At 67.7% G+C, this 24,214-nt stretch carries 23 protein-coding genes; 5 read left to right on the top strand and 18 right to left on the bottom strand.

The window, feature by feature from the left end:
- Positions 1 to 41 precede the first annotated feature (41 nt).
- On the bottom strand, positions 42 to 2,297 hold the full coding sequence (locus AC1DIX_RS20875) for a hybrid sensor histidine kinase/response regulator (protein WP_477327061.1): 2,256 nt from the start codon (positions 2,295 to 2,297) through the stop codon (positions 42 to 44).
- Between the two features lie 3 nt (positions 2,298 to 2,300).
- Positions 2,301 to 3,446 (bottom strand): pyridoxal phosphate-dependent aminotransferase, encoded by a 1,146-nt coding sequence (locus AC1DIX_RS20870; protein WP_477249411.1) that lies wholly within the window; start codon positions 3,444 to 3,446, stop codon positions 2,301 to 2,303.
- Positions 3,447 to 3,661: 215 nt separating this feature from the next.
- Between AC1DIX_RS20870 and AC1DIX_RS20865 the strand changes: the two genes are divergently transcribed.
- Entirely contained in the window at positions 3,662 to 3,997 is a 336-nt protein-coding gene (locus tag AC1DIX_RS20865) for a hypothetical protein (protein ID WP_477327059.1), read from the top strand.
- Positions 3,998 to 4,132: 135 nt separating this feature from the next.
- Positions 4,133 to 4,738, top strand: a complete 606-nt coding sequence (locus AC1DIX_RS20860) for an isochorismatase family protein (protein WP_477327057.1) — start codon at positions 4,133 to 4,135, stop codon at positions 4,736 to 4,738.
- A gap of 4 nt (positions 4,739 to 4,742) precedes the next feature.
- Here the strand turns inward: AC1DIX_RS20860 and AC1DIX_RS20855 are convergent, their stop codons facing one another.
- The 3 genes from AC1DIX_RS20855 to AC1DIX_RS20845 are packed head-to-tail and all read right to left on the bottom strand — an operon-like array spanning position 4,743 to position 9,020.
- Positions 4,743 to 6,245 (bottom strand): tetratricopeptide repeat protein, encoded by a 1,503-nt coding sequence (locus AC1DIX_RS20855; RefSeq protein WP_477327055.1) that lies wholly within the window; start codon positions 6,243 to 6,245, stop codon positions 4,743 to 4,745.
- A gap of 1 nt (position 6,246) precedes the next feature.
- Positions 6,247 to 8,535: a xanthine dehydrogenase family protein molybdopterin-binding subunit gene (locus AC1DIX_RS20850; RefSeq protein ID WP_477327053.1), complete on the bottom strand. Its 2,289-nt coding sequence runs from the start codon at positions 8,533 to 8,535 to the stop codon at positions 6,247 to 6,249.
- Positions 8,532 to 9,020, bottom strand: a complete 489-nt coding sequence (locus AC1DIX_RS20845; RefSeq protein WP_477327051.1) for a (2Fe-2S)-binding protein — start codon at positions 9,018 to 9,020, stop codon at positions 8,532 to 8,534. The genes AC1DIX_RS20850 and AC1DIX_RS20845 overlap by 4 nt, the downstream gene beginning before the upstream one ends.
- A 101-nt stretch (positions 9,021 to 9,121) precedes the next feature.
- Here AC1DIX_RS20845 and AC1DIX_RS20840 point away from each other — a divergent pair, with 101 nt between their 5' ends.
- Entirely contained in the window at positions 9,122 to 9,964 is an 843-nt protein-coding gene (locus tag AC1DIX_RS20840) for a hypothetical protein (protein WP_477327049.1), read from the top strand.
- Here the strand turns inward: AC1DIX_RS20840 and AC1DIX_RS20835 are convergent.
- From AC1DIX_RS20835 to AC1DIX_RS20800, 8 genes are all read right to left on the bottom strand, one after another.
- Entirely contained in the window at positions 9,946 to 11,274 is a 1,329-nt protein-coding gene (locus tag AC1DIX_RS20835) for an erythromycin esterase family protein (RefSeq protein ID WP_477327047.1), read from the bottom strand. The two genes, AC1DIX_RS20840 and AC1DIX_RS20835, sit on opposite strands and share 19 nt — an antisense overlap.
- 16 nt (positions 11,275 to 11,290) lie before the next feature.
- The gene (locus AC1DIX_RS20830; RefSeq protein WP_441934162.1) at positions 11,291 to 12,553 is read right to left on the bottom strand and encodes an SRPBCC family protein; all 1,263 of its coding nucleotides are present in this window, start codon (positions 12,551 to 12,553) and stop codon (positions 11,291 to 11,293) included.
- Positions 12,504 to 13,244, bottom strand: a complete 741-nt coding sequence (locus AC1DIX_RS20825; RefSeq protein WP_477327045.1) for a phosphoribosyltransferase — start codon at positions 13,242 to 13,244, stop codon at positions 12,504 to 12,506. The genes AC1DIX_RS20830 and AC1DIX_RS20825 overlap by 50 nt, the downstream gene beginning before the upstream one ends.
- A gap of 30 nt (positions 13,245 to 13,274) precedes the next feature.
- On the bottom strand, positions 13,275 to 13,745 hold the full coding sequence (locus AC1DIX_RS20820) for an Hsp20/alpha crystallin family protein (RefSeq protein WP_441934166.1): 471 nt from the start codon (positions 13,743 to 13,745) through the stop codon (positions 13,275 to 13,277).
- Positions 13,746 to 13,867: 122 nt separating this feature from the next.
- Positions 13,868 to 14,725, bottom strand: a complete 858-nt coding sequence (fghA, locus tag AC1DIX_RS20815) for an S-formylglutathione hydrolase (RefSeq protein ID WP_477327043.1) — start codon at positions 14,723 to 14,725, stop codon at positions 13,868 to 13,870.
- A gap of 78 nt (positions 14,726 to 14,803) precedes the next feature.
- Positions 14,804 to 15,391, bottom strand: coding sequence for a chromate transporter (locus AC1DIX_RS20810; protein WP_477327041.1), 588 nt, complete (start codon positions 15,389 to 15,391; stop codon positions 14,804 to 14,806).
- Positions 15,388 to 15,981 (bottom strand): chromate transporter, encoded by a 594-nt coding sequence (locus tag AC1DIX_RS20805; RefSeq protein WP_477327039.1) that lies wholly within the window; start codon positions 15,979 to 15,981, stop codon positions 15,388 to 15,390. The genes AC1DIX_RS20810 and AC1DIX_RS20805 overlap by 4 nt, the downstream gene beginning before the upstream one ends.
- 54 nt (positions 15,982 to 16,035) lie before the next feature.
- Entirely contained in the window at positions 16,036 to 16,212 is a 177-nt protein-coding gene (locus tag AC1DIX_RS20800; RefSeq protein WP_477327037.1) for a hypothetical protein, read from the bottom strand.
- A gap of 189 nt (positions 16,213 to 16,401) precedes the next feature.
- Between AC1DIX_RS20800 and AC1DIX_RS20795 the strand changes: the two genes are divergently transcribed.
- Together AC1DIX_RS20795 and AC1DIX_RS20790 are read left to right on the top strand one after the other, a co-directional pair.
- On the top strand, positions 16,402 to 16,590 hold the full coding sequence (locus AC1DIX_RS20795) for a hypothetical protein (RefSeq protein ID WP_441934176.1): 189 nt from the start codon (positions 16,402 to 16,404) through the stop codon (positions 16,588 to 16,590).
- 301 nt (positions 16,591 to 16,891) lie between these two features.
- Positions 16,892 to 18,997: an ATP-dependent helicase gene (locus AC1DIX_RS20790; protein WP_477327035.1), complete on the top strand. Its 2,106-nt coding sequence runs from the start codon at positions 16,892 to 16,894 to the stop codon at positions 18,995 to 18,997.
- Between the two features lie 320 nt (positions 18,998 to 19,317).
- Here AC1DIX_RS20790 and AC1DIX_RS20785 read toward each other — a convergent pair whose 3' ends face one another.
- The 5 genes from AC1DIX_RS20785 to AC1DIX_RS20765 all read right to left on the bottom strand — a co-directional run bounded on the left by AC1DIX_RS20785 (position 19,318) and on the right by AC1DIX_RS20765 (position 24,192).
- Positions 19,318 to 20,148 (bottom strand): SIR2 family NAD-dependent protein deacylase, encoded by an 831-nt coding sequence (locus tag AC1DIX_RS20785; protein WP_477327033.1) that lies wholly within the window; start codon positions 20,146 to 20,148, stop codon positions 19,318 to 19,320.
- On the bottom strand, positions 20,135 to 20,746 hold the full coding sequence (locus AC1DIX_RS20780) for a phosphohydrolase (RefSeq protein WP_441934182.1): 612 nt from the start codon (positions 20,744 to 20,746) through the stop codon (positions 20,135 to 20,137). Before AC1DIX_RS20780 ends, AC1DIX_RS20785 begins: the two co-directional genes overlap by 14 nt.
- A gap of 79 nt (positions 20,747 to 20,825) precedes the next feature.
- Entirely contained in the window at positions 20,826 to 22,055 is a 1,230-nt protein-coding gene (locus tag AC1DIX_RS20775) for a CaiB/BaiF CoA transferase family protein (protein WP_441934184.1), read from the bottom strand.
- Between the two features lie 11 nt (positions 22,056 to 22,066).
- Positions 22,067 to 22,843, bottom strand: a complete 777-nt coding sequence (locus AC1DIX_RS20770; RefSeq protein WP_477327031.1) for an enoyl-CoA hydratase/isomerase family protein — start codon at positions 22,841 to 22,843, stop codon at positions 22,067 to 22,069.
- 65 nt (positions 22,844 to 22,908) lie between these two features.
- Entirely contained in the window at positions 22,909 to 24,192 is a 1,284-nt protein-coding gene (locus tag AC1DIX_RS20765) for an MFS transporter (RefSeq protein WP_477327029.1), read from the bottom strand.
- Positions 24,193 to 24,214 lie beyond the last annotated feature (22 nt).

The raw sequence follows: 24,214 nt of genomic DNA, 5'->3' as shown, positions 1-24,214 counted from the left end.
ATGATAAGGGATGCGGCGGCTGAGCGCCGGACTTTAGAACCTTAGCGCTTGATGTTCGCCTCCGCGGCCGCCCCCAGGATGTCGGACAGCTGGGTCGTATTGACGGGCTTGACCAGGTAGTGGTCGAAGCCGGCCGCCATCGAGGCGTCGCGGTCCTGCTGGCGGCCGTAGCCGGTCATCGCGATCAGGGTCGCGTTGCTGGCCTCGGGCAGCATGCGCAGGCGGCGCGCCAGCTCGTTGCCGTCGAAGTCGGGCAGGCCGATGTCGAGCAGGCAGACTTCCGGCGCCATGGTTTTGGCCAGCGCCAGCGCGTCGCCGGCCGAATACGCGACCTCGACTTCGTGGCCGGCAGAGTGCAGGAACAGCTGCAGGGTGTGGACGGCGTCGACGTTGTCGTCCACCACCAGGATGCGCAGCGGGACGGCGCCGTTGTCCGCGCGCTCGCCGGCCGGTTGCGCGGTCAGCACCACGTCCTGGCTGTAGCGCGGCAGGCGCACCGTGAAGGTCGAGCCCTTGCCCAGGCCCGGACTGTAGGCGGACACGCTGCCGCCGTGCAGCTCGATCAGGCTCTTGACGAGGGCCAGGCCCAGTCCGAGGCCGCCCTGCGAGCGGTCCGGGGTGCGTTCGGCCTGGGTGAACAGGTCGAACACGCGCTCCACCAGCACCGGGTCCATGCCGATGCCGTCGTCCTGCACCGTCAGCACGTATTCCTCGCCGCTGGTGTCCAGGCGCAGTTGCAGCGAGCCGCCTTCCGGCGTGTACTTGGTCGAGTTGTTCAGCAGGTTGGCGATCACCTGCACCAGGCGCTTGTGGTCGCCCTTGACGTGGGCCGGCTCGGGYGGCAGGTCGATCACCAGGCGGTGGCGGCGCGCGGTGACCAATGGGCGGATCTGCTCGGCGGCGTCGTCGACCACGCGGCGCAGGTCCAGTACCTGGGTCGACAGCGACACCAGGCCGCGCGTGACCCGCGAGACGTCCAGCAGGTCGTCCACCAGGCTGGTCATGTGGTCGACCTGGCGCACGATGATCGAGCAGGTCTGGGTGATCTGGGTGTTATCCGAGTGGAGCAGCTTCAGGAGGTGGGCGCCGGTGCTGATCGGCGCCAGCGGGTTGCGCAGCTCGTGCGCCAGCATCGCCAGGAATTCGTCCTTGCGCTGGTCGGCGGCGCGCAGCTCGCGTTCGGCCAGCGAGCGCGCGGATTCTTTTTTCTGCAGCGAGGCGGCCATGCGGTCGAGGGCCTGGGCCAGGTTGCCGATCTCCTCGTTGGCGTAGTCGATGCCGGAGCGGGCGTCGAGGTCGCCGGCGGCGATGCGCTCGGCGGTGGCCATCAGCTTGCGCACCCGCTGCACGATCAGGACGTCGCCCACCAGCCAGGCCGCCAGCAGGGCCAGCAGGGTGGTCGCGGCCAGGCCCAGCAGCGACATCAGCTGGTCGTGGCGCGCGGCCGAGGTGATGGTGTCGGTCGGGATGCCGATCGTGACGGTGTAGTCGGTCAGGGCCGGGGCGCCGACGCGGGCGAAGGTGTGCAGGCGCTCGACGCCGTCGTCGCCGCGGATGGTCACGGCGCGCTGGCCGGCGGTGGACATCGCCTCCAGCGTGGCGGGCGACAGGCGGGTGCCGAAATAGCGTTCCGGRTCGGGACGGCGCGAGATCACGGTGCCGCGCGCGTCGGCGGTCGCCAGCACCGAGCCGGGCGGCAGGTTGATGTCGTTGATGAAGGTGTCCAGGCCTTCCAGGTCCATCGCCGCGAACACCACGGCCAGGACCTTGCCGGTGCGGTCGATCACCGGATAGGTCAGGTTGATGGTGTGCTTCTTGATCACGCGGCCGAACACGTAGTCGCCGGCGATGAAGCGGCGCTCCGAGATCGCGCGGCGGAAGTGGCTGCGGTCGCCCAGGTTGACCGGGTGGAGCAGGGGCACGGCGGAGCAGGTGACGTCGCCGTTCAGCTGGATCAGGCCGAAGTTGACGAAGCCCTCGTTGCGGTCGAGGACATCCGACAGCAGCGAGGTGCATTTGGCGGTATCGCCCATGAGGTCGGGCACGGACGCCAGGTCGACCAGGATCTGGCGCGCGCCCTCGATCGACTGGGCCTCGTTGGCGGCCGCCATGCCGGTCAGGCGGCGCAGGTTTTCCTCGGAAGCCTTGATGGCATGCTCGCGCTCGCGGATGCCCGACAGGATCGTCATCACGGCCAGCGGCATCATCGCCAGCGCTACCAGCAACATGAGCCTGCTGCGCAGGCTGTTCAAGCGAAAACGGCCCTGCGCGAAGCTGCGGCCCAACCCAGATGTCATTATCTATTTCTTCAAATCGCCGAATTCCACAATCCTGCGAATGCCGTCGCGCAGCGTCGCCACGTCGTCGGAAATGTAGCCGAGGCGGATAAAGCCCGGTACGCCCAGCGCGTCGCCGGGCATGATGGCCACTTTCTTGTCTTCGATCAGGCGCTCCGCGAAGCCGACGGTATCCATCGTCAGGCTGCGCACGTCTCCCCACAGGTACGGGCCGGATGCCGGCGCGTGCATGACGATCCAGGGGACCTCGGCAAACAGCCTCACCGCCAGGTCGCGCCGCTGGCGGTAGTCCGCCATCATCTCGTGGGGCGCGCCGGTGGCGAAAGCGGCGACGGCCGCCACCTGCGAGAGGTGGGGCGCGGCGGCCGTGATCGGTCCCTGCAGCGTCTGCATCGCGTCGACCACATCGGCCGGGGCCAGCGCGAAGCCGACCCGCCAACCCATCATCGCGTAGCTCTGCGAGGCGGAGAAGATGGTGATGACACCGATCTTCCGCCAGTCGCACAGCGCGGCAAGGCTGGTGTGTTCGCCTTCGAAGATCAGGTGCTCGTAACTTTCGTCGACGATCACCTTGGCCCCAATACGTTCCACCCAGGCACGAATGTGTTCCAGTTCGTCGCGAGTGTACACCTTGCCGGTCGGGTTGTGCGGGTTATTGATGATGACGACCTTCGGGATTTCCAGACTGTCCAGCAGCTGCGGCGTGATGGCGTCCGGCAGGTCGACCAGGATGGGGCGCAGGCCCAGCAACTGGGAGGTGGCGACATAGGCCGGCCAGTGCGGCTTGAAGATCAGCACGCTGTCCCCCGGATCGGCGATCGTGTACAGGGCTTCGTACAGCGCCTGCTTGGCGCCGTTGGTGACGATGATCTCGGAGGCGGACGCCTCGATGCCGTTCTCCTCGCGCAGCTTGGCGGCCAGGCGGGCGCGCACGTCGAGGGCGCCGACCACGCTGGTATAGGGCATGGTGCGCTCGCGTTCGACCGCGTGGGCGACCGCGTCCAGCACTGGCCGCGGCGCCGGGAAGTGCGAGATCGCGATCGAAAAATCGATGACCGGCTGACCCTCCGCACGCAAGGCTTCCACCCGCCCATGCATGGCAGTCGTGGCAAGTGGACGGGAGGAAGCGATCCGGGCCGATGTGTGCATTCTTGTCTGTCTCCGTAAGCGTTTGAAAGGCTGGGTTTCTTGCCACCCTGGACTCGAGTGTTGCTTGATTGTACTGGTTTTAAAAATCTGTGACGCACGAGACACACATGTAACTTTTTGGCAATCCCTGTGCGCAACCGGCGCTGGCGCGAGCGCCGCGCGGCGGCCGTTTCTGGTACGGTGGACCGGACCGAATCATTTGTTGGAGCTAAGCCATGGCTATGGAAAATGTGGTTGTGCGGACCTTCATCCACACGGGCGCCGCCGAAGAGGCGCGCAATGAGCTGCTCGCCGCCGGCATCCCGGCCGACGACGTCGAGGTCAAGGTCCGCATCGACGAGACCGGCGGCGTGCGGGGCAATTTTTCGGTCGGTGACCCCGGTGTCCGGGGCGACACCGATTACCGCTATACCTATGCGCCGATCGACCAGGCCGACGTGCACGACTGCCAGATCACGGTGAACGCCGGCGACGCCGCCCAGGCCGCGCGCGCGGCGGCGATCCTGGACAGGCTGGGGGCGCTGGATCCGGATCCGGCGCATCGGCATTAATACCGTCGTTCCCGCGAAAGCGAAAAGAGCCCAGCGGGCTCTTTTCCCCATGCCGAGCGGCCGAAGTTGTACTGTCGAATACGCTATAGTGTTGTCGAAGCACGGAATCCTGTGCCTCAAGCCAGTGGAAAAAATATGAGCGCCATCCATCTCGATAACACCGACGCCCTCTTGATCATCGACCTGCAAGTCGACTTCCTCCCCGGCGGCGCCCTCGGCGTCGCCAGCGGACACGAAGTCGTCGCGCCGATCAACCACCTGATCGAACTGTTCCGCGAACAGGGCCTGGCGATCTATGCCTCGCGCGACTGGCACCCGGGCGACCATTGCTCGTTCACGGCCCAGGGCGGCCCCTGGCCGCCGCATTGCGTGGCCGGTACGCCGGGCGCCGAATTCACCGCCGAGCTGGCCCTGCCGGACGACGCCATCGTCGTCTCGAAGGCCGACACCGCGGCGGTCGACGCCTATTCGGCCTTTGCCGGCACCGACCTGGCGGCCCAGCTGCGCGCGCGCGGCGTCGGCCGCGTCACCGTGTGCGGCCTGGCCACCGACTACTGCGTGCTGAATACCGCGACCGACGCGCTGGAAGAGGGCTTCGACACCATCGTGGTGCCGGAAGCGATGCGCGCGGTGGACGTCAGGGCGGGCGACGGCACCCGCGCGCTCGACCGCATGGTGGCGCGCGGCGCCGTGCCGGTGCGGCTGGGCGAGTTCGGGATGATGGCGCTGTCGGTGGCCTGAGGAATCAGGGGCGGCGCAGCAGGAACAGCTTGCCGGCGACGTCGGCCCCATGTTCCTGGCGCAGGACGGCGTCGCGCTGTTCGTGCACCGTCATGCCGGCCGCGGCGGCGCAGGCGCGCACATAGGCCGGTGCGTGCGCGAAGCGGTTCGAGGCCGTGATCGCGTAAGCGCTGCCGCTTTCCTGCGCCAGCGTCTCCACCGAGAACGCGAAGCGCCCGCCCGGCTGAAGGGCGCGCGCCACCCGCTCGAACAGCGTTCCCAGTTCGCCGATGTACACGAGCACGTCGGCCGCCAGCACCAGATCCCATTCCGCCTGCCGGCCGTCCAGCCAGGCGACGATATCGGCGCAGGCCAGTTCGTCGTACAGGCAGGTCTCGCGGGCCTTTGCCAGCATCTTTTCGGACAGGTCGAGGCCGCCAAGACGCCGCGCCAGTGGGCGCAGCAGGGGCGCGCACAGGCCGGTGCCGCAGCCGAGATCCAGCACGGCATCGAAGGGCGTATCCGATCCCGCCGGAAGCATCGAGACCAGCAGCTCCGGTGTCCGGTACCCCAGCACCCCGACCAGGTGACGGTCGAAGTACCCGGCATACTGGTCGAACAGGCCCTTCACGTAATCGGCGGGCGCCGAAGCGGGCAGCTCGCCTTCGCCCAGCGCCGCCAGCGCGAAATCGATGCCGGCGGGGTCGGCGCCCAGCTCACGGGCGCGCCGATAGGCGGCGATCGCCGCTTCGCGCCGGCCCAGCGCGCGCAGCGCATTGGCGCGGTAGTGCTCGGCCATCGCGTAATCGGGGCGGAGCCGCAGGGCGTGTTCGTAGCTGTCCAGCGCCCGGGACAGGTCGCCGGATTTCTTGAGGGCCGCGCCGCGTGCGCACCAGATCTCGGCCTGGCGGGCCGGCGCGGCGCTCGTCAACGCGGCGTCGTAGGCCTCCACGGCCTGCGCAAACCGGTCGAGCGCCTGCAGGGCGTTGCCCAGTGCCTGCAGCGCGTCCGCATAGCCGGGGCGTGCGGCCAGGGCCTGTTCGGCGCTGGCGGCGGCGTCGCCATGGCGGCCGAGATCGTTGAGGACGATGGCGCGGTGGCACCAGGCTTCCGGATAATTCGCGCTCAGCGCGAGGGCGCGTTCGTAGCTGTCCAGCGCCTCGGGAAGGCGGCCGAGGCGGCGCAGGGTGTTGCCGCGGTTGTTCCAGGCCAGGGCATAACGCGGGTCGAGGCGCAGCGCGGTTTCGACGCTCTGCAGCGCGGCCTCGGCCTGGCCCAGGTCCTGCAGGGCGGCGCCGAGGTTGCAGTGGGCGCGGGCCTGCCGAGGGTCGACCTGCAGTGACTGCCGGATCAGCTCGACGGCCTGTGCCGGATCGCCGCACTGGCGTTCGATGACCCCGCTCAGGTGCAGGGCGTCGAACTGGCGCGGGTCGAGCGCCAGCACCTGCCGGTAGAGTTCGCGCGCCTGCTCCAGCCGTCCCTGCTGGTGCAGGGCGACGGCCTGGCGGAGCAGGGAACCCGCATCCAATTCAGCTCCAGCTCAGGTCGGTCTTGCTGAGCGGGAGTTCGCGCACGCGCTTGCCGGTGGCGGCGAAGATCGCGTTGCAGACGGCCGGCGCCAGCGGCGGGAACACCGGTTCGCCCAGGCCCGTGACCGGGTAATCGGTCTTCAGGAAGTGGGTTTCGATCCTGGTCGGCGTGTCCGGCATGCGCAGCAGCGGGTAGTCGTGGAAGTTGCTCTGCACGATGCGGCCCTTCTCGAGATTCAGCGAGGGGTACATCAGCGTCGAAAGACCATCGATCACCGAGCCCTGCACCTGGTTCTCGGCGCCGGACAGGTTGACGATCTGGGCGCCGATGTCGCTCACCACCACCACGCGGTCCACCTTCAACTGGCCTTCCTTCGACACCGTGACCTCGGCCACTTCCGCCACATAGCCGCGGTGGCTGAAGTGGAAGGCCACGCCGGCCCCCTGGCCGCGCGCGAACTTGCGCCTGCCCCAGCCGGACTTCTCGGCCACGGCCTTGAGCACATTGCGCATGCGCGAGACGTTATAGGGCACGCCGCGCTCGCCGGTACCGGCCACCATGTTGGCGTCACCGAGGATCTCGAGGCGGAACTCTATGGAATCGCGGCCGGCGGCATGGGCCAGTTCGTCGATGAAGCTGTGGAAGACCCAGGCGAACACGTTCGAGCCCGGCGCACGCCACGGTCCCATCGGGATGCGGCATTCGAGCGGGGTCTGCTCGAGCAGGCAGTTGGCGACCCAGCGGCCCGGGAACTCGTCGCCCGACAGGCTGGCGCCGCTGCCCGGCCGCAGCACGCTGCCGGTGGTGCCGTCGCTTTCCTTCTGCTCGACGCGGTTGGCGAAGGTGACGAAGTGATCGTGCCAGGCCACCAGCTTGCCGGCGGAATCGACGCCGCCGCGCAGGAAGTGGAAGCCGCCGGCGCGGAAGTGGTCATGCTGCAGGTCGTCCTCGCGCATCCAGGTCAGCTTCACTGGCGCCTTGACCTTCTGGGCGATGGCGACCGCGTCGACGATGAAGTCGGACGACAAGCGTCGGCCGAAGCCGCCGCCGCTGCGCGTGATGTGCAGGGTAATCTTCTCTTTCAGGATGTTGAAGGTGCTGGCGACCAGGGCCTGGCCGGCGCCCGGGTTCTGGGTCGGCGCCCACAGTTCCACGCTGCCGTCCTTCGGATCGATGGCGGCGGTGCAGTTCTGCGGCTCCATGCTCGCATGCGAGATGAAGGGGTAGGTGTAGGCCGACTCCACGGTGCGGGCGGCGCCGGCCAGCGCGGTGTCGACGTCGCCATCGCGGCGCATGGTGACCGTGCCCGGCTGTTTGGCTGCAGCCTGGGCCTGGGCCAGGAAGCCCGCCCAGCTATGGTGCGCGCCTTCGCCTTCGTCCCACTGCACCTGCAATTTTTTACGCGCGCTGATCGCGTTCCAGGTGCTGTTGGCGACGATCGCCACGCCCGGACGCAGGCCGTTCAGGTTTTCGGTGCCTTCGACGATGAAGGCATCCTTCACGCCCGGCATGGCCTTGATGGCGGCTAGGTTGGCGGAGCTTGGTGCGCCGCCCAGCACCGGACATTTCACATACACGGCGTACAGCATGCCGGGCAGCTGGACGTCGATGCCGAACAGAGGCTTGCCGGCCACGACCTTGTCGTTGTCGACGCCGCCGATGCGCGTTCCCAGCAGGCGGTAAGTGGACGGATCCTTGAGCTGGACGCCTTTCGCATCCGGCACCGGCAGCGCGGCCGCGGTCTTCACCAGCTGGCCGTAGCCGAGGCGGCGCTTCGACGCATCGTGCAGCACGGCGCCGCGTTCGGCGCGGCATTCGCCGGCCGGCACGCCCCAGGTCTGGGCGGCGGCCTGGACCAGCATGGTGCGCGCGGTGGCGCCCAGGCGGTGGAAGTTCTCGTAATTGGTCGGGGTCGAGGTCGAACCGCCGGCGCCCTGCGGACCATAGGCCGGGTTCAGGTCGCCCTGGACCACGCGCACATCTTTCCATTCGACGTCCAGCTCTTCGGCGATCACCATCGGCAGCGAGGTCTTGATGCCCTGGCCGATTTCCGGCTGCTTGGACACCAGGGTGACGATGCCGTCCTGGGCGATGCGGATGAAGACGTTGGGCGAGAATTCGGTGGCGGCGCCCGGGGCGGCGGCCTGCCCTTGGGCGAGGGCGGCGATGGTGCCGCCGCCATACAGGCCGAGGGCCAGCAGCGAGCCGCCGGCGGCGGACTGGCGCAGGAAGCTGCGGCGCGAAGCGGAAGCGGGAACGGATTTCAGCTCGTCTTGGCGCGCGCTCATTGCTTGCCCTTTCCGGCGGGTTTGGCGGAAGCGATCTCGGCGGCGCGGTGGATACCGGCGCGGATGCGGACATAGGTGGCGCAGCGGCACAGGTTGCCGGCCATGGCGTCGTCGATCTGGGCGTCGGTCGGTCGCGGATGCTGCTTGAGCAGGGCGCAGGCGCTCATGATCTGGCCGGACTGGCAGTAGCCGCACTGGGGCACGTCGAGTTCCTTCCAGGCCTGCTGCAGCGGGTGGGCGGCGTTCGCATCCAGTCCCTCGATGGTCGTGACCTTGCGCTTGCCGATGGCGGACACCGGCAGCTGGCAGGCGCGCGCCGGCTGGCCGTCCACGTGGACGGTGCAGGCGCCGCAGGCGCCGACGCCGCAGCCGTACTTGGTGCCGACCAGGCCCATGGTATCGCGCAGGGCCCACAGCAGCGGCGTGTCCGCTTCGACGTCCACGGTCTGTGCCTTGCCGTTGACGCTCAAGGTGTATTTACTCATGTCTTCCGTTTCCGAGTTGCCAGAACATAAGGACGCAATCGTAAACCAAAGCGGGGCGTCTGGAACAAGGATTTATCGCACACCGCGTTTTGCGGGCTAAGATGATGCCATTTCGATACTCCGGCTGGCTGTCCGGGCAAGGGGAAGCGATGGTCGAATTGAATCCAGACGTGGTCCGGGCGATCGCCGCCAGGCATGAAGGACGTCCTGAAGACGCACTGGCGATACTGATCGGGCTGTTCGCGCGTGTCTGCAAGGATGAAGCCTTCGCCGGCAAGAATATGTTCATCGTGGTGTTCGAGTGGGAGATGCTGGCCGGGGAGCACGGTCCGGCACGTGATGCCCTGGCCCGCGCGCGCGACGCCCAGGCCCGGCAGCTGCTGGATGGCGACAATGTGTTCCGCTCGGGCCGCGGCTATCCCGGTACGCGCTTCCAGCTGATAGCCGGCATCAACGACACGCTGAAGGATCCGCAGTCGACCGTCGAGCTGTTCGCGCACATGGAAGACACGATGCCCGAGGATGCGCGGCATGCGGCCTGGACGGCCTTGCCGGCGATGGTGGCGGCCGGCGACTTCGAGCGCGCCGAACGCTACCTGCCCGATCCCCTGGCGCGTACCGGCGAGCTGAACGCGATGGCGGCCAGCCTGCCGCTGTTCCCGCCGCTGGGCGCCGCGCCGCGGCTGGCGGCCGAGCTGGCCAATGCGATGAAGGACGTCTGGCTATGCGCTTCGACCTTCGAGGGACTGGGGCGAGGCACCGAAGCGGACGAATTGCGCGGCGCGGCGCTGGCCGGCATCGAGTCCGAAGGAATGCGCGCGCTGGCCGCGCGCGAACTGGCCGACCCCGGAACGATCTTCCGTGAGATCGGCGAGCACCAAGAGGCGCAGGAGGCGCGCGCCGGCCGCCTCCACCTCGTGTCGAATCAGAATCCGCCCGGATAGGTTTCCGGCGGCTCTTCCGAGTGCCAGCCGCCGCCCGGATCGATGGGCGTGACGGCCGTGGTGCGGTCGATGTGGATCACGGCGTCGAACTGGACCGCCATCTGGGCCGAAAAATAATGGCTCTGGCGTTCCGTGCGCGGCAGGTAGATGACGCCGATCGCCCGCTCCAGGCGCTTCTGCATCAGGGCTTCGCGGGCCGGACTGTCTCCGCGCAGAGGCAGCAGGAAGCGCTCGATGCCGGTCTCGTGCAGCAGCTCTTCGTAGCTGCCGGGCATGCCGGGGCGCACCCGCTTGTGTTCGGCCGGGCCATCCCATTCCGAAGCCGCCGTGACGAAGCCTTCGTAGGTCGAAAAGCCGATCAAGCGTGTCTGGCCGTCGTAGGCCTTGCGCGCCAGTTCGCCGACGTTCCATTCGCCCAGCTGGCCGACCTCGGTGGCGCGTGCATCGCCGATGTGGGAATTGTGCTCCCACACGACAATTTTGGACGGCTCCCCGTGCCGCGACAGGTGCTGGGCCAGGGCTTCCAGGGTCTCGGCCATGTGGCTGTCGCGCAGGTTCCAGGACGAGACGCGGCCGCGGAACATGGTCCGGTAGTATTCCTCGGCATTCTTGACCAGGCGCGCATTCTGCTGGGCGTAGAAGAAGCCGTCCTCGCTGCCGTCCTTTTGCGCGTATTCGCAGGCACGCCGCTGCATCTGGTTCAGCTGCTCGATCACGCCTTCCTCGCAGGAAGCCGACAGGTCCAGGTTGGCCGAGTAGCCGTAGTGCTGGCTGTCCTCGTAGTAATGGTCGAAGCAGGCATAGCGTTCGCGCGCGATTCTGGCGGCCTGCGGATCGACCTTGTCGAGATAGGCCAGCACTTCGCGCAGCGAGGTGAACAGGCTGTACAGGTCGAGGCCGTAGAAGCCGACCTGCTTGCCGCCGGCCTGTTTCGCATTGTGCTCGCGCAGCCAGTCGACGAAGGCGGAAACGTCGGTATTCCGCCACATCCAGCTCGGGAAGCGTTCGAAGCCGGACAGGGCGGCGTTGGTATCGGCATCCTCGCCCTGGCCGCGCACGTAGCGGTTGACGCGGTAGGCGTCCGGCCAGTCGGCCTCGACGGCCACGGCATGGAAGCCCTTTTCCTCGATCAAGCGTTGCGTGATGCGCGCGCGCTCCTCGTAGAACTCGTGGGTGCCATGGGTGGCCTCGCCCAGCAGCACGAAGCGGGCGTCGCCCACCAGGTCGAGCAGTTCATCGTAGTCGCGCCGGCCGCCTCCCAGCGGGATGGCGGCGGCGCGGATGGCGGCAACGGGGTCAGGGCTGGCCATGATGCCGGGTTCCGCTTCAGTGCAGCAGGCGGCTCATCCAGCCGGACTGCGCGGCTTCACGCGGCATCGAAGCGCGCTCGATGAAGGCCTTCATGCGCGCCAGGTCCTCGTCCATTGCCGACTTCGGATCGGAGCCGAGCAGCAGGGCCAGGCCGTGGCCGATGGCGCCGGCCGGCGGCGTGTAGGACATGCGCACGGTGACCAGGGTGCCGCCGCGGTGGCGCTCGAACTGGATCGAGCCGGTCTGCGGGATCTCGGCGCCGGGTTCGCTGCGCCAGGCCAGGCGGTTCGGACGGTTCTGCTCGGTCAGGACGGAATTCCATTCAAACTCGGAGCCGCCCGGGCCTTTCACGATCCAGTGCGAGCGGCGGCGGCCAAGGTCGCGCACTTCGACCACGTGGGACATGAAGCGCGGGAAGTTCTCGTAATTCGCAAATTGCTGGTAGACCTCGTCAGGCGACGCGTCGATGTGAACGGTCTTCTCGAAGTCGATGGTCTTGTCCATGCCAAGGCTCAGACCCTTGGCCATGCCGAGACCGGCGGCGCCGCGGCTTGCCAGGCTGCGCAGCGGCTGGTTGGCGACGCCGCGCGCCAGCAGGGCGGCGCCGGCCAGGCCCAGCACGGCGGTCAGCGGCGAGCGGCGCATCAGGCCCATCAGGGCCAGCAGGCCGCCGCCGACCAGGGCGGTGTTGCGCATCCCCGGGTTCCAGGCGCCTTCGCTGTCGCCGTGCACTTCCTGGGCCACACGCTTGCCGAGGCGGCCGGCGGTCTTGCGGGTGTCGTCATAGAAGTCGGCGACGCTGTCGGCGGCGCGGCTGACCGCGCTGCGGGCGCTCGCATAGCCGTCGCTGTCCCGGGCCTGGCTGGCGCCGCTCTTCGCTTTGGAGATTGCGTCGTCGGCCAGGTCGCCGGCGGCGCTGGATGCGCGGGCCATGGCGTCTTTCGCCTTCGAGACGGTGTCGCCGATCATGTCGCCGGCGGCGCTTTTCACGCGCGAGATCGTCGAGCCGATGCCGCCGTCCGGCCTGGCCGATTCCACCAGCTCGTCGGCGGCGGCGCCCATGCGGCTGCCCGTGCCGTGCCAGACATTGCCGATGGCGCCGGATGTGCGTGAGCCGACGTTGCGCACGGCGGCGGCCGACTGCGCGCGGCGTGCGCTGCCGCGGTCGGGGTCGAGCATGTACATCAATAGGGCGCCGGCGGCGGCGCCGCCCAGCCATTTGGCAAGTTCAAGCCCGGTGTCCGTCGTCGTCGTGCTTTGCGTCGGCAGTCGTTGCATGATGTTCGTCCTCCATTGGTTGTTGTCGGTCGGCCGTCCGCGCATGCCAGGCGGCGGCCAGCAGATCCTGTACTTCCTCGTCGCTGGTCTGGTCGAAGGCCTCATACCACTGGCCCACGGAGCGGAACAGCGGCGGCGCCGACAGGCAGACCAGCAGGTCGACCTGACCCTCGAGCGCCGCCAGGGTTTGCGGCGGCGCCACCGGCACCGCCAGCACCAGCTTCGCCGGCTTCAAGCCGCGCGCCACGCGGATGGCCGCCAGCATGGTCGAACCGGTGGCAACGCCATCGTCGACCAGGATCGCGGTCCGTCCGGCCAGCGCCAGCGGCTTGCGGGCGCCGCGGTAGGCACGCTCGCGCCGCTGCAGTTCGGCCAGTTCGCGCACGGTGACGGCCTCGACCTGTTCGGCGCTCACGCCCATCAGGCCGGGCACGCCGGGCTGCAACACCCGTACGCCGCCGCTGCCGACCGCGCCCATCGCATATTCCTCGTGCCCGGGCATGCCCAGCTTACGTACGAGAAGGATATCGAGCTCGATGCCGAGCCGCTGTGCGATAGCGAACCCAACGGGCACTCCGCCGCGCGGCAGCGCCAGCACGACCGCGTCAGCGCGCCCCGCATATTCCCGCAGCTCGCGGGCCAGCAGCTTGCCGGCCTGTCTGCGGTCCTTGAAGTGGCGAAACTCGGTCATGCTGTGCTGCGCCCCCTTGCCGCTTCGGGCCTACTGGATGGTCAGCCGCTTTGCCGCGCCGCCCTGTTTCTTGGGCAGCGTGAGCATGAGGACGCCATTCTCGAGCCGCGCTTCGGCGCCGGCATCGTCGACCTCGGAAGGCAGCGTGAAGCTGCGCTGGTACCTGCGTGTCGAACGTTCAGAATACACCACCTGTTCGCCCTCACGCTGTTCGTTTGCCTGCTGGCATTCCCCTTCGATCGTGACGCGCTGGCCGTCGATCGAGACCTTGACGTCTTCCTTCTTGACGCCCGGCAGCTCGGCCTGCACTTCGAAGGCTTTCTCGTGCTCGCTGACGTCGAGGCGCGGCATGGCCAGGCCCTCGTCGGCCCAGCGCCCGCCCTGGGCCAGGGGCGCGAAGAAATCCTGGAACATGCTCTCGACCATTCGGCCGAACTGGTCTTCCATGGGGCCGCCGCGCAGGGTGGACAGCGGGCTATTGTTTCTGCGGATGAGATTCATGATGACCTCCATTGCAAATGAATGCATCACCATTTATACGGCGGCCGGAAGCCGATTTCAAGGGCCGCACAAGCAGGTTTGATGCCCGCCAGCCGGCGGGCAGGTGGAGGGAATTATCGGACTCAGGCCAGATTGCGGCGATGGAAGCGCAAATGATCTTCGACGAAGGTCGAGATGAAGTAATAGCCGTGGTCGTAGCCGGGGTGGCGGCGCAGTTCGAGCGGCTGGCCGGCGGCGCGGCAGGCTTCCTCGAAGGCTTCCGGATACAGCTGTTCCGCGAGGAATTTGTCGGCCAGGCCCTGGTCGATCAGGATGCCGTCCGGGAACACTGCGCGGCCGGCATCCTTCACCAGCTCGCTCGCGTCGTGGGCGCGCCAGGCCGCCWGGTCCTGGCCGAGATAGCCGCCGAAGGCCTTCTGGCCCCAGGGGCAGCGGGTCGGCGCGGCGATCGGCGCGAAGGCAGAGACCGAGCGGAACAGGTCCGGGTGGCGCAGCGCCAGGGTCAGGGCGCCGTGCCCGCCCATCGAGTGGCCGAAGATGCCGACCCGGCCCGCATCCGCCGGCAGGGTGGCCAGCACCAGTTGGCGCAGCTCGAGGATGTAGCTTTCCATGCGGTAGTGGCGGGCCCAGGGCTCGGCGCTGGCGTCGAGATAGAAGCCGGCGCCCACGCCGAAGTCCCAGCTGTCGGTCTCGCCGGGAACGCCGGCGCCGCGCGGACTGGTGTCGGGCGCGACCAGGATCACGCCGAGCTCGGCGGCGACGCGCTGGGCGCCGGCCTTAATCATGAAGGTTTCTTCGGTGCAGGTCAGCCCGGCCAGGTAGAACAGCACCGGCAGCTTCTTGCCTTCCGCTCCGGGCGGCAGGTAGACGGAAAAGCGCATCGGCAGGCCGATGGCGCTGGAGTCGTGCTGGTAGAAGCGCTGCACGCCGCCGAAGCAGGCGTGTTCGCTGAGTACATTGGCTTGGGCAAGATCGGTCATCGTCTTTCCATCGATAGGTGAACAATTGCATAAGTATGCCCGCTGCGCCGCCGTCTTGCAGTAGACATTGCAGCGAACTCAGACGATGCCGAGCGCGCCGAGCAGGGCGCCGGCCGCCAGCACCCACAACAGGTGCAGCCGGGTACGCCAGATCACCGCGCCGGCGGCGACGGAAAGCAGCCACAGCCGCCATTGTCCGCCGCCGGCCGAACTGCCGAGGATCCAGGCGGTCGACAGCAGCAGGGCGATCACCACCGGCGCCATGCCCTGCTTGAAGGCGCGCACGGCGCGCAGGTCGCGGTTGCGGTGGCCCCAGCGCGCCGCCGTGTAGGTGATGATGGTCGAGGGCGTCATGATGCCGACCATGCAGACCAGCACGCCGAACAGGGCGGCGCCGACGCTGCCGGCATTGATGCCGACGTGCCAGCCCATCAGGGCCACGAACAGCACGTTGGGGCCGGGCGCGGCCTGGGCCAGGGCGATCGCGGCATTGAACTGGTCCTGGGTCAGCCAGTGGTGCTGCTCGACCAGGAAGCGGTGCATCTCGGACGAGGTCGAGATCGCGCCGCCGATCGACATCGTCGACAGCAGCAGGAAGTGGCCGAACAGGTTCAGCCAGTCGGACCAGGCCAGCGCCAGGTGCAGGGTCTCGTGTGCCGGGCTCATGATGTCAGGCGGCGCCAGGTGAGGACGCAGCCGAGGCCGCCCAGGCCCAGCAGCACGTACAGCAGCGGGCATTTCAGCAGCGCCACCAGCACGAAGCCGAGGGCGGCGATGGCCACGCACCAGGACATCGGCAGCGGGCTGCGCTTGAGGGCCGCGGCCAGCCGCAGGCCGGCGACGCCGATCAGGCCGGCCGAGACGGCGGCCATGCCGCGCAGGGCGCCGGCCACCTGCGGGCTGTCGGCGAAGCGGTCGTGCAGCACCGCCAGGGTCAGCACCAGCACCAGCGGCAGGGCCAGCAGCCCGGCCAGGGCGGTCATGGCGCCGGGCAGGCCGAAATAGCGGCCGCCGATCATCAGCGACAGGTTGACCACGTTCGGGCCCGGCATGATCTGGGCGACGGCCCAGTCTTCGATGAATTCCTCCTGGGTCAGCCAGCGTTTGCGCTCGACGAGCTCGCGCTGGACGACGGCGAGCACGCCGCCGAAACCTTGCAAGGCCAGCAGCGTGAAGGAGATGAAGAGGTCGGACAGGGTTTGCGGGCGGGGCGGGGAGCCGGGCTCCCCCGGCAGCGGATGCGGCGAGGTGGTCATGCACCGATTATCGCGCTGCGTCCACCCTCCTGTCCATGTGGCAGTGGCTGGGTTTTAGCCGCCGCCGATGCCGCGCATCACGCGGCCGGATCCTTCGCATTCCGGGCAGATCTTGCCGTCGGTCAGCTTGCCACTGCCGCCGCAGGTCTCGCAAAGGTCCTCGCCCGCGCCCGGGGTGCCCGGTTCGGCTTCGTCGCCCGGTTTCAGGTCGGGATCGGGAGTCATGGTCATGGGGTCCTCGCTGGTGATGGTTGACGGGATCATTCTAGGCCGGGCGGCGCGGCGGCGGCGCACGCGGATGCGCTGCGCCGTCATCTGCGCGTAATATGCGGATGCGATATGTCCTCTTGACTTGCAATTAATCTGGCCGATACTGCATCTGCGGCAAGCGGCCTTGATTCCGATCAAACAGGAGATGCAATGGAGCAAACTAGCCTGACCCAGCGCCTGGATGCGCAGCGCAGCAGCGTCGTCGATCTCGGCGTAGCCTTGCAATCACGCGACGGCACGATCTCGGCCGTGGAATTCCTGCGCTCGCGGGACATCGATCCAGCGGTCATCGAAAGGGTGCTGGGCGAGCCGGAACGCCGCCGCCCGCCCTCCGCTTGAGTGTTTCTGGGGTGTCGTGGTTATGCACAAATTTTTCTGCAATGCATCTTGCAAAAATATTTGAATCGTGCGCCGCTTGACATCGTAAGCCCTTGATTTTGCGTGTTTCACATCCTGCACGCACAATGGGCAAATTGTTGGAAGCCGCATCATTCCTTGCTTCCCGCATGTCAAGGGGGTGCTTTTCCACATGGTTATTCACAGATTTTGTGGATATCTGAACAAGCCTGGCCAGCTTATGGGACTTGCCTAACTCTACTGGATAAATGTACAGTTCTGGCATCTCCAGACCTGTTGCATTATGCCCGATACCGCCGACCCCAGCGTTTCCGCACCCGCGCTGCATGATCCGCTGCCCGACCCCTATGCGTCCCTGAATCCGGAACAACGCGCGGCCGTCGAACACGACGTCGGCCTTACCATGCCGCGGCCGCTGCTGGTCGTCGCCGGCGCCGGCTCGGGAAAGACGAATACGCTGGCCCACCGCGTGGCCCGGCTGATCCAGTCCGGCGCAGATCCGCAGCGCATCATGTTGCTGACCTTTTCGCGGCGCGCCGCCAACGAGATGGCGCAGCGCGCCGGCGGTGTCCTGCAGCGCGTCTTCGGGACCTCGCCCCAGGCGGTGGCGGGCTTGCCCTGGGCCGGCACTTTCCACAGCATCGGTGCCCGCCTGCTGCGCGAGTACGCCGGCCGGACCGGGCTGGAGTCCTCCTTCACCATCCACGACCGCGGCGATTCCGAAGACCTGATGGGCATGGTGCGCCAGGATATTGGCCTCACCGGTGGCCAGAAGCGGTTTCCCTTGAAAGGCACCTGCCTGGCCATCTATTCGCGCGTGGTGAACAGCCAGGACGCGCTCGGCGAGGTGCTGCAGACGACCTTCCCCTGGTGCAGCGAATGGGAGGAGCAGCTGAAACGCCTGTTCGGCGCCTATGTCGACGCCAAGCAGGAGCAGAACGTGCTCGACTACGACGACCTGCTGCTGTTCTGGTCCGAGATGGCGTCCGACCCGGAACTCGGACCGGAGCTGGGCGCGCTGTTCGACCACGTGCTGGTCGACGAATACCAGGACACCAACCGCCTGCAGGCCGCCATCATCCAGGGCATGAAGCCGGACGGGCAGGGCGTGATGGTGGTCGGCGACGACGCCCAGGCCATCTATTCCTTCCGCGGGGCGACGGTGCGCAACATCCTCGACTTCCCGCAAGCCTTCTCGCAGCCGGCCCGCGTCATCACCCTCGACCGCAACTACCGCTCCACCCAGCCCATCCTGGATGCCTCGAACGCCGTTATCGCCGCCGCGCTGGAGCGGCATGCGAAGACGCTGTGGACGGATAAAGTGTCGACGGCGAAGCCGCAGCTGGTGCTGATTCCGGACGAGGCCGAGCAGGCGCGCTGGGTCTGCAACCGCGTGCTGGAACAGCGCGAAGCCGGCACCAGGCTGACCCAGCAGGCGGTGCTGTTCCGCGCCGCCAGCCACAGCGCCGCGCTGGAGCTGGAGCTGGTGCGCCGGAACATCCCCTTCGTGAAGTTCGGCGGCCTGAAATTCCTGGAAGCGGCCCATATCAAGGACATCCTCGCGGTGCTGCGCTTCGCCCAGAACCCGGCCGGACGCCTGGCCGGATTCCGCGTCGCCCAGCTGATCCCCGGCATCGGCCCGGCGAACGCGGCGCGGCTGCTGGATGCGGTAGGCGAGGCCGCCGATCCGCTGGCGGCCGTGGAAGCCTTCGAAGCGCCGGCGCGCGCCCAGGGCGACTGGGAAGCCTTCGTGGCCCTGTTCCGCAGCCTGCGGACGCCCGGGCTACGCTGGCCGATGGACATCGAACTGGTGCGCGGCTGGTACCAGCCCCACCTGGAGCGCCTGTACGACGACGCCCCGGTGCGCGCGGCCGATCTCGAGCAGCTGGTGGCGCTGGCCGGCGGCTACGGTTCGCGCGAGACCTTCCTGACCGAGCTGACCCTCGATCCGCCCGAAGCGACCAGCGACCGCGCCGGTCCGCCGCTGCTGGACGAGGATTACCTGATCCTGTCGACCATCCATTCGGCCAAGGGCCAGGAGTGGCAGTCGGTGCACGTGCTGAACGTGGTGGACGGCTGCATCCCCTCCGACATGGCCACCGGCAGCGGCGACGACATCGAGGAGGAGCGGCGCCTGTTGTATGTGGCCATGACGCGCGCCAGGGAGCAGTTGCACCTGGTGGTGCCGAACCGCTTCTTCATCAAGCAGCAGGCGCAGATGGGCGACCGGCATGTCTACGCCCAGCGAACCCGCTTCATCAGCCCGGCGATGCTGAAGCATTACGAGGAATGCGTGTGGGTGAACGGGGATACGCCGCACAGCCGCAAGCCGATGCCGGACGAAGTAAGGATGCTGGTGCGCGAGCGGGCGCGAAGCCGCTGGAAATGAGCTTGGAAATAATAGTTATCCCCCGTGTCCTACCCTTGTAGGAATTTGCCGCATAGCCATGTCCTGCACAAAACTGGGGCTTGGCTAAGTCCTTGATTTTGCAGGGCTAAGATTTTGCCTGTTGAACGGGCAATTTGTTGAAACCCGCACCAATACTGCCCTCCCGGCTTGTCAAGAGGCGCTTGTCCACAACTTTATCCACATTTCCTGTGGATATGAAAATAAAGGCTGTGGAATCAAGTATTTAGGGCCTGATCTTGAGAAATCCCTTGGCATTTTCGTAAGGTAAATTCTTGCGCCGGGCGATGGGCCCGGCCGGCTCAGTCCAGATGCTCGCGCAGGCGCCGCAAGGCTTCCAGCGCCCCGGCCGGAATGCCGACGTCGCGCGCGGACGGCACCCGCGGCTCGCGCGGATTGATGCGGACCAGGGGCGCGCTCCGGGACTCGCACATGCGCCGCACCGAGGGCACGTCGGTGCCGGCGCCGAGCTCGATCACCACCAGGCGCCGCGCCTGCGCCAGCCAGGCCTCCAGGCGTTCGTACTGCGCTTCGGTGCGCTCGCTCAGCCAGGCGCCGTCGTTGAACATCAGGACATTCGGACGCGCCAGCGCGCCGCAATGCGGGCAGGCCGGCAGGGGCGGGTGCATCAGGCAGTCGGCCGGATCGATCTCGGGGCGGACCGCATCCGCCGGCCAGATCGCCTCGCCGCAGGGGTGGCTGCATTGCAGGTGGTGAATGGAGCCGTGGCATTCGACCAGCCGTTCCTCGGGAAAGCCGGCGCGCTGGAACTGGCCGTCGACATTGCTGGTGAAGACGAAGGCGCCCAGCGGCAGGCGCTCGCCCAGTTCGCGCAGGATCGCAAAGCCTTCGTGGGGCACCGTGTCGCGGTAGAGCGTCAGCCGGTGTCCATAGAAGCCCCAGGCCAGTTCGGGATGGCGGGCGAAGCTGCGCGGGTTCGCGATCTCGACGAAGCGGATGCCGAGTTCGGCCAGCGGCGGATAGGCGCGCCAGAAACCGTGGTCGCCGCGGAAGTCGGGCAGGCCGGAATCGACGCCGATGCCGGCGCCGGCGCCGATCAGCAGGGCGTCGGCCTCGCGGATCAAGACGGCAGCGCGGGCGATGGCGGCGTCGAATGCCTCAGTCACGGACATCTTCGGCATCGATGAGCCGCTTCTGGTGGTCTAGTTCAGCCAGGAAGCGCTCGGCGGCGACGGTCGGCGGCCACGGTTCCCAGGGACGGCAGCGGTAGCGCGCCGCCAACGGATCCTCCTCCAGCACGGCGGCGCGGATCTTCAAGGTAGTGCGCACCTCTTCTTCCTTCCAGCCGACCACGTGGACGGCCTCGCTGGCGGCGGCCAGGCGGTCGGCCTGCTTGTGCTTCGCGTGTTCGGTGGGCGTCCAGGCCGGCAGGCCGTAGCGCAGGAAGACCATGTGTTCGAGTCTTTGCGTGAGCGCCTTGAAGCCCTCGCCGAGGAAGGGTTTGAGCGGCGACACGGCGTCGAAGCCGAGCAGGCCTTCCTCGGCGTCGTGCAGCAGTTCGCGCAGTTCGATCACCGGGGACAGCGGGATGGGCGAGGCGGCGCGCCGCAGCAGCATCACGCAGATCGAGTGCTGGGCCACCGACAGGGGCAGCGGCCAGGCCGAGTGTCCGCCCCAGCGGTAGGTGCGGGCCAGGCCCAGGGCCAGGTCGGCGTCGTCCCAGTCGAAGGGCGTGGGATTCAGCAAATCGAGCCGTTTGCCGGAAGGCATACGAACCCAGGCACGCAGGTCCTGCACCATCAAGGAAGCCCCATCATTGTTTCAGATGGGGGGATTGTACACGCAGCGCCTAATCCAGCCGGGCTTCCTCGATCACCCCGTCGGCCGCGAAACCGTCGATCTCCTCGTCGCCATAGCCGTACTCCCTGAGCAGTTCGCGCGAATGCTCGCCCAGCATCGGCGCGTGGCGGTCGACGCGGGTGGGCGTCTGCGAAAAATGCACGGGGCAGCCCAGCGCGCGCGTGGTACCGGCCTGGGGATGCTCGACCTCGACCACCATGCCGCGCGCCTCCACCTGCGGATGGCTGAGCGCTTCGGCGATCGTATGCACCGGACCGACCGGCACGCCGGCGGCGTCGAAGGCGGCGATCCATTCGTCGCGCGAGCGTGTCTTCAGCACCGCAGCCATCGCATCGGTGAGCACGCTCAGGTTGCGCATGCGCGCGCCGTTGTCGGCGAAGCGCGGGTCTTCGCGCCATTCCGGGTGGCCCAGCACGTCGGCGATGCGCTCCCAGTTGGCCTGGTTGGCGCCGCCGATATTGATCCAGCCGTCGCTGGCCTGGAAGGCCTGGTAGGGCGCGGTCAGCAGGTGGGCCGAGCCGGTCGGGCCGCTGGAGTGCCCGGTCGCGAAATAGATCGCCGCGTGCCAGTAGGTCTGCTGCAGCGCCGCTTCCATCAGCGAGGTGTCGACCACCTGGCCCTGGCCGGTCTTCTGCTTGTGCGCATAGGCGGCCAGGATGCCGACCACCGCCAGGATGCCGGCATTGATGTCGGCGATCGAGTTGCCGGTCTTGACGGGCGGGCGTCCGGGTTCGCCGGTCACCGACATCAGGCCGGCAAAGCCCTGGGCGATGAGGTCGAAGCCGCCCTTGTCGGCGTAGGGGCCGTCGCGGCCGTAGCCGGACACCGAGCAGTAGATCAGGCCCGGATTGATCTCCCTGAGGGTTTCGTAGCCCAGGCCCAGGCGCTCCAGCGTGCCGCGGCGGTAGTTTTCGGTCAGGACGTCGGCTTCCTTCACCATCCGCAGCAGGATCTCGCGCCCCTTTGCATGCTTCAGGTTGAGGGCGATGCCGCGCTTGTTGCGGTTGAGGATCAGGAAGGGCGCCGAGACGCCGTTGATGCGCGGTTCGCGATAGCCGCGCGAATCGTCGCCGCCGGGGAGCTTTTCGACCTTGACGACGTCGGCGCCCATGTCGGCCAGCATCATGCCGCAGGTGGGGCCGGCCATGATCTGCGCGAGTTCGAGCACGCGCATGCCGGCCAGCGGTCCGGGATGGGGAGTGGTGTTTGTGCTTGTCATGGATGTCGTGTTCAGGAGCCGGACCAGGCCGGTTTCTGTTTATCGAGGAAGGCGGACACGCCGATCTTGAAATCGGCACTGCCGTAGCAGGCGGCCACCAGGTCGTCGCCCTGCGGGACGGTTTCCGCCACCACGCGTCGGATCGCTTCCTTCGACACCCGCTGGGTCACCGGCGCCAGCTTTTCGAGGCGGGCGCACAGCTGGTCGGCGGCATCGTCGAGCGCACCGGCGTCGGCGATCTCGGTCAGGAAGCCGCAGTCGTAAGCTTCCCGGGCCGGGAGCAGGTCGGCCAGCAGCAGCATGCGCTTGGCGCGCGCCACGCCGAAAGCCGCGACCACGCGCGCGGTATTCGCCATCGACAGGCAGTTGCCGAGCGTGCGCGCGATCGGCACGCCGAACGACGCGGTGGGGGCGGCGATGCGGAAATCGCAGGCGGCGGCGATGGCGAGGCCGCCGCCGATGGTCCAGCCGTCGAGGATGGCGACGGTGGGCATGGGCAGGCCCTCGATCTGGCCGATGCGCCGGTCGATCACGCGTTCGTAGGCGAGACCGTCGTCGCCGCCTTCGAAGCTCTTGAATTGTTCGATGTCGGTGCCGGCCACGAAGGCGTCGCCGCCGGCGCCGCGGAAGGTGGTCACGCGCACGTCGGCGCGTTCGGCGAGCTCGTCGCAGATGCGGCCCAGCTCTTCGTACATGGCCCAGGTCATGGCGTTGCGCGCCTCCGGGCGGTCGATCAGGATGGATGCGATGCCGTTCCGGACGCTCAGTTGTACACGGCCCTTGTTCATGGATCTCCTTTCGCGGCTTGACTGGGCAGCCGGCCGGCCCGGACGGCGCGGCCGGCTGCCATGGCTCAGATGGCGACGGTCGGCTGCGGCTGCAGCGCGCCGTGCGCGGTTTCGTCGAACTGTTTGCCCGGCTTCATGGCGAAGGCGGTGATCGAACCGACGACCATCAGCGCCATCGAGAAGATGAAGGGCGTGTCCCAGTTGCCGGTCTTGTCGATCAGCCAGCCGCCGAACAGCGGGCTGATGATGGCGGCCAGCGCCGAGCCGGTGTTCATCATGCCGCTCGCGGTGCCGGAGAATTTCGGCGCGATGTCCATCGGGATCGCCCACATCGGGCCGATGGTGAATTCGATGAAGAAGAAGCCGAGGCTCAGGCAGACCGCCGAGATCACCAGGTCGTGCACGAACATCAGCGGCACCAGCGAGGCCAGGGTCAGCAGCATGCAGATCACGACCACGTTGCGGCGCGCGGTGTTCAGGTTGCCGGTCTTCTTCAGCAGGTGGTCGGAGACGATGCCGCCCAGCGCATCGCCGACCACGCCGGCCAGGAACACGCCGGCCGAGAAGATCGCCGACTTCTTCAGGTCGAGCTGGTAGTTGTGCAGGAAGTACTGCGGAATCCAGCTCAGGAACAGCCACAGGATCCAGCCGTAGCAGAAGTAGGTGATCGTCACCGGCGACATGCGGCGGAACAGCGGCATCCACGGGACTTTCGGGCGGTCCTTGAACTGCTTGTATTCGGGCAGGGAGGCCAGCTCGTCCTTCGTGATGCGCGGATGGTCGGCCGGGTTGTCGCGGAAGCTGATCGCCCACCACAACACCCACAGCAGGCTGATGCAGCCGAGGATGATGAAGGAGCCGCGCCAGCTGGTGGCGGCCATCAGCGCCACCACCAGCGGCGGGGTGAGGGCGTTGCCGAGGCGCGCGCAGGCGTGGGTGATGCCCTGGGCGAAGCCGCGCTTCTCGGCCGAGAACCAGCTGGCCATGGCGCGGGTGGCGGTGGGGAAGGTGGCGCCTTCGCCCAGGCCCAGCAGCATGCGGGCGAGGAACAGGGAGACCAGGCCGGTGGCCAGGCCGCTGAGGATGGTGGCGCCGGCCCACACCACGGCGCAGACGGTCAGGGTCTTGCGCGCGCCGAACTTGTCGCCCAGCCAGCCGCCGATGATCTGGAAGACGAGGTAGGGATAGGCGAAGGCGGAAAACACGAAGCCGAGTTGGGTCTTGCTGAGCCCGAACTCCTTGCCGAAGCTGGCGGCGGCGGTACTGACGTTGACGCGGTCGACATAGGTAATCAGGTACATCACGCAGAGTAGTAACAGCACCTGCGTCGTGGCACGGCTTGCTTTCATGTGGTGTCTCCTGTTTGGTTTT

This window comes from Massilia sp. 05N420 (genome assembly GCF_056397205.1).
The sequence above is the reverse complement of the archived record's forward strand: the minus strand, read 5'-3'. Positions and strand labels throughout refer to the sequence as shown.

Coding starts and splice junctions, on each gene's coding strand:
- AC1DIX_RS20870 (WP_477249411.1), bottom strand. CDS start 3,446: ATGCACACATCGGCCCGGATCGCTTCCTCCCGTCCACTTGCCACGACT.
- AC1DIX_RS20830 (WP_441934162.1), bottom strand. CDS start 12,553: ATGCAACGACTGCCGACGCAAAGCACGACGACGACGGACACCGGGCTT.
- AC1DIX_RS20790 (WP_477327035.1), top strand. CDS start 16,892: ATGCCCGATACCGCCGACCCCAGCGTTTCCGCACCCGCGCTGCATGAT.
- AC1DIX_RS20780 (WP_441934182.1), bottom strand. CDS start 20,746: ATGCCTTCCGGCAAACGGCTCGATTTGCTGAATCCCACGCCCTTCGAC.
- AC1DIX_RS20835 (WP_477327047.1), bottom strand. CDS start 11,274: ATGGCCAGCCCTGACCCCGTTGCCGCCATCCGCGCCGCCGCCATCCCG.
- AC1DIX_RS20810 (WP_477327041.1), bottom strand. CDS start 15,391: ATGAGCCCGGCACACGAGACCCTGCACCTGGCGCTGGCCTGGTCCGAC.
- AC1DIX_RS20775 (WP_441934184.1), bottom strand. CDS start 22,055: ATGACAAGCACAAACACCACTCCCCATCCCGGACCGCTGGCCGGCATG.
- AC1DIX_RS20785 (WP_477327033.1), bottom strand. CDS start 20,148: ATGTCCGTGACTGAGGCATTCGACGCCGCCATCGCCCGCGCTGCCGTC.
- AC1DIX_RS20850 (WP_477327053.1), bottom strand. CDS start 8,535: ATGAGCGCGCGCCAAGACGAGCTGAAATCCGTTCCCGCTTCCGCTTCG.
- AC1DIX_RS20820 (WP_441934166.1), bottom strand. CDS start 13,745: ATGAATCTCATCCGCAGAAACAATAGCCCGCTGTCCACCCTGCGCGGC.
- AC1DIX_RS20800 (WP_477327037.1), bottom strand. CDS start 16,212: ATGACCATGACTCCCGATCCCGACCTGAAACCGGGCGACGAAGCCGAA.
- AC1DIX_RS20840 (WP_477327049.1), top strand. CDS start 9,122: ATGATGCCATTTCGATACTCCGGCTGGCTGTCCGGGCAAGGGGAAGCG.
- AC1DIX_RS20860 (WP_477327057.1), top strand. CDS start 4,133: ATGAGCGCCATCCATCTCGATAACACCGACGCCCTCTTGATCATCGAC.
- AC1DIX_RS20770 (WP_477327031.1), bottom strand. CDS start 22,843: ATGAACAAGGGCCGTGTACAACTGAGCGTCCGGAACGGCATCGCATCC.
- AC1DIX_RS20795 (WP_441934176.1), top strand. CDS start 16,402: ATGGAGCAAACTAGCCTGACCCAGCGCCTGGATGCGCAGCGCAGCAGC.
- AC1DIX_RS20765 (WP_477327029.1), bottom strand. CDS start 24,192: ATGAAAGCAAGCCGTGCCACGACGCAGGTGCTGTTACTACTCTGCGTG.
- AC1DIX_RS20865 (WP_477327059.1), top strand. CDS start 3,662: ATGGCTATGGAAAATGTGGTTGTGCGGACCTTCATCCACACGGGCGCC.
- AC1DIX_RS20845 (WP_477327051.1), bottom strand. CDS start 9,020: ATGAGTAAATACACCTTGAGCGTCAACGGCAAGGCACAGACCGTGGAC.
- AC1DIX_RS20825 (WP_477327045.1), bottom strand. CDS start 13,244: ATGACCGAGTTTCGCCACTTCAAGGACCGCAGACAGGCCGGCAAGCTG.
- AC1DIX_RS20805 (WP_477327039.1), bottom strand. CDS start 15,981: ATGACCACCTCGCCGCATCCGCTGCCGGGGGAGCCCGGCTCCCCGCCC.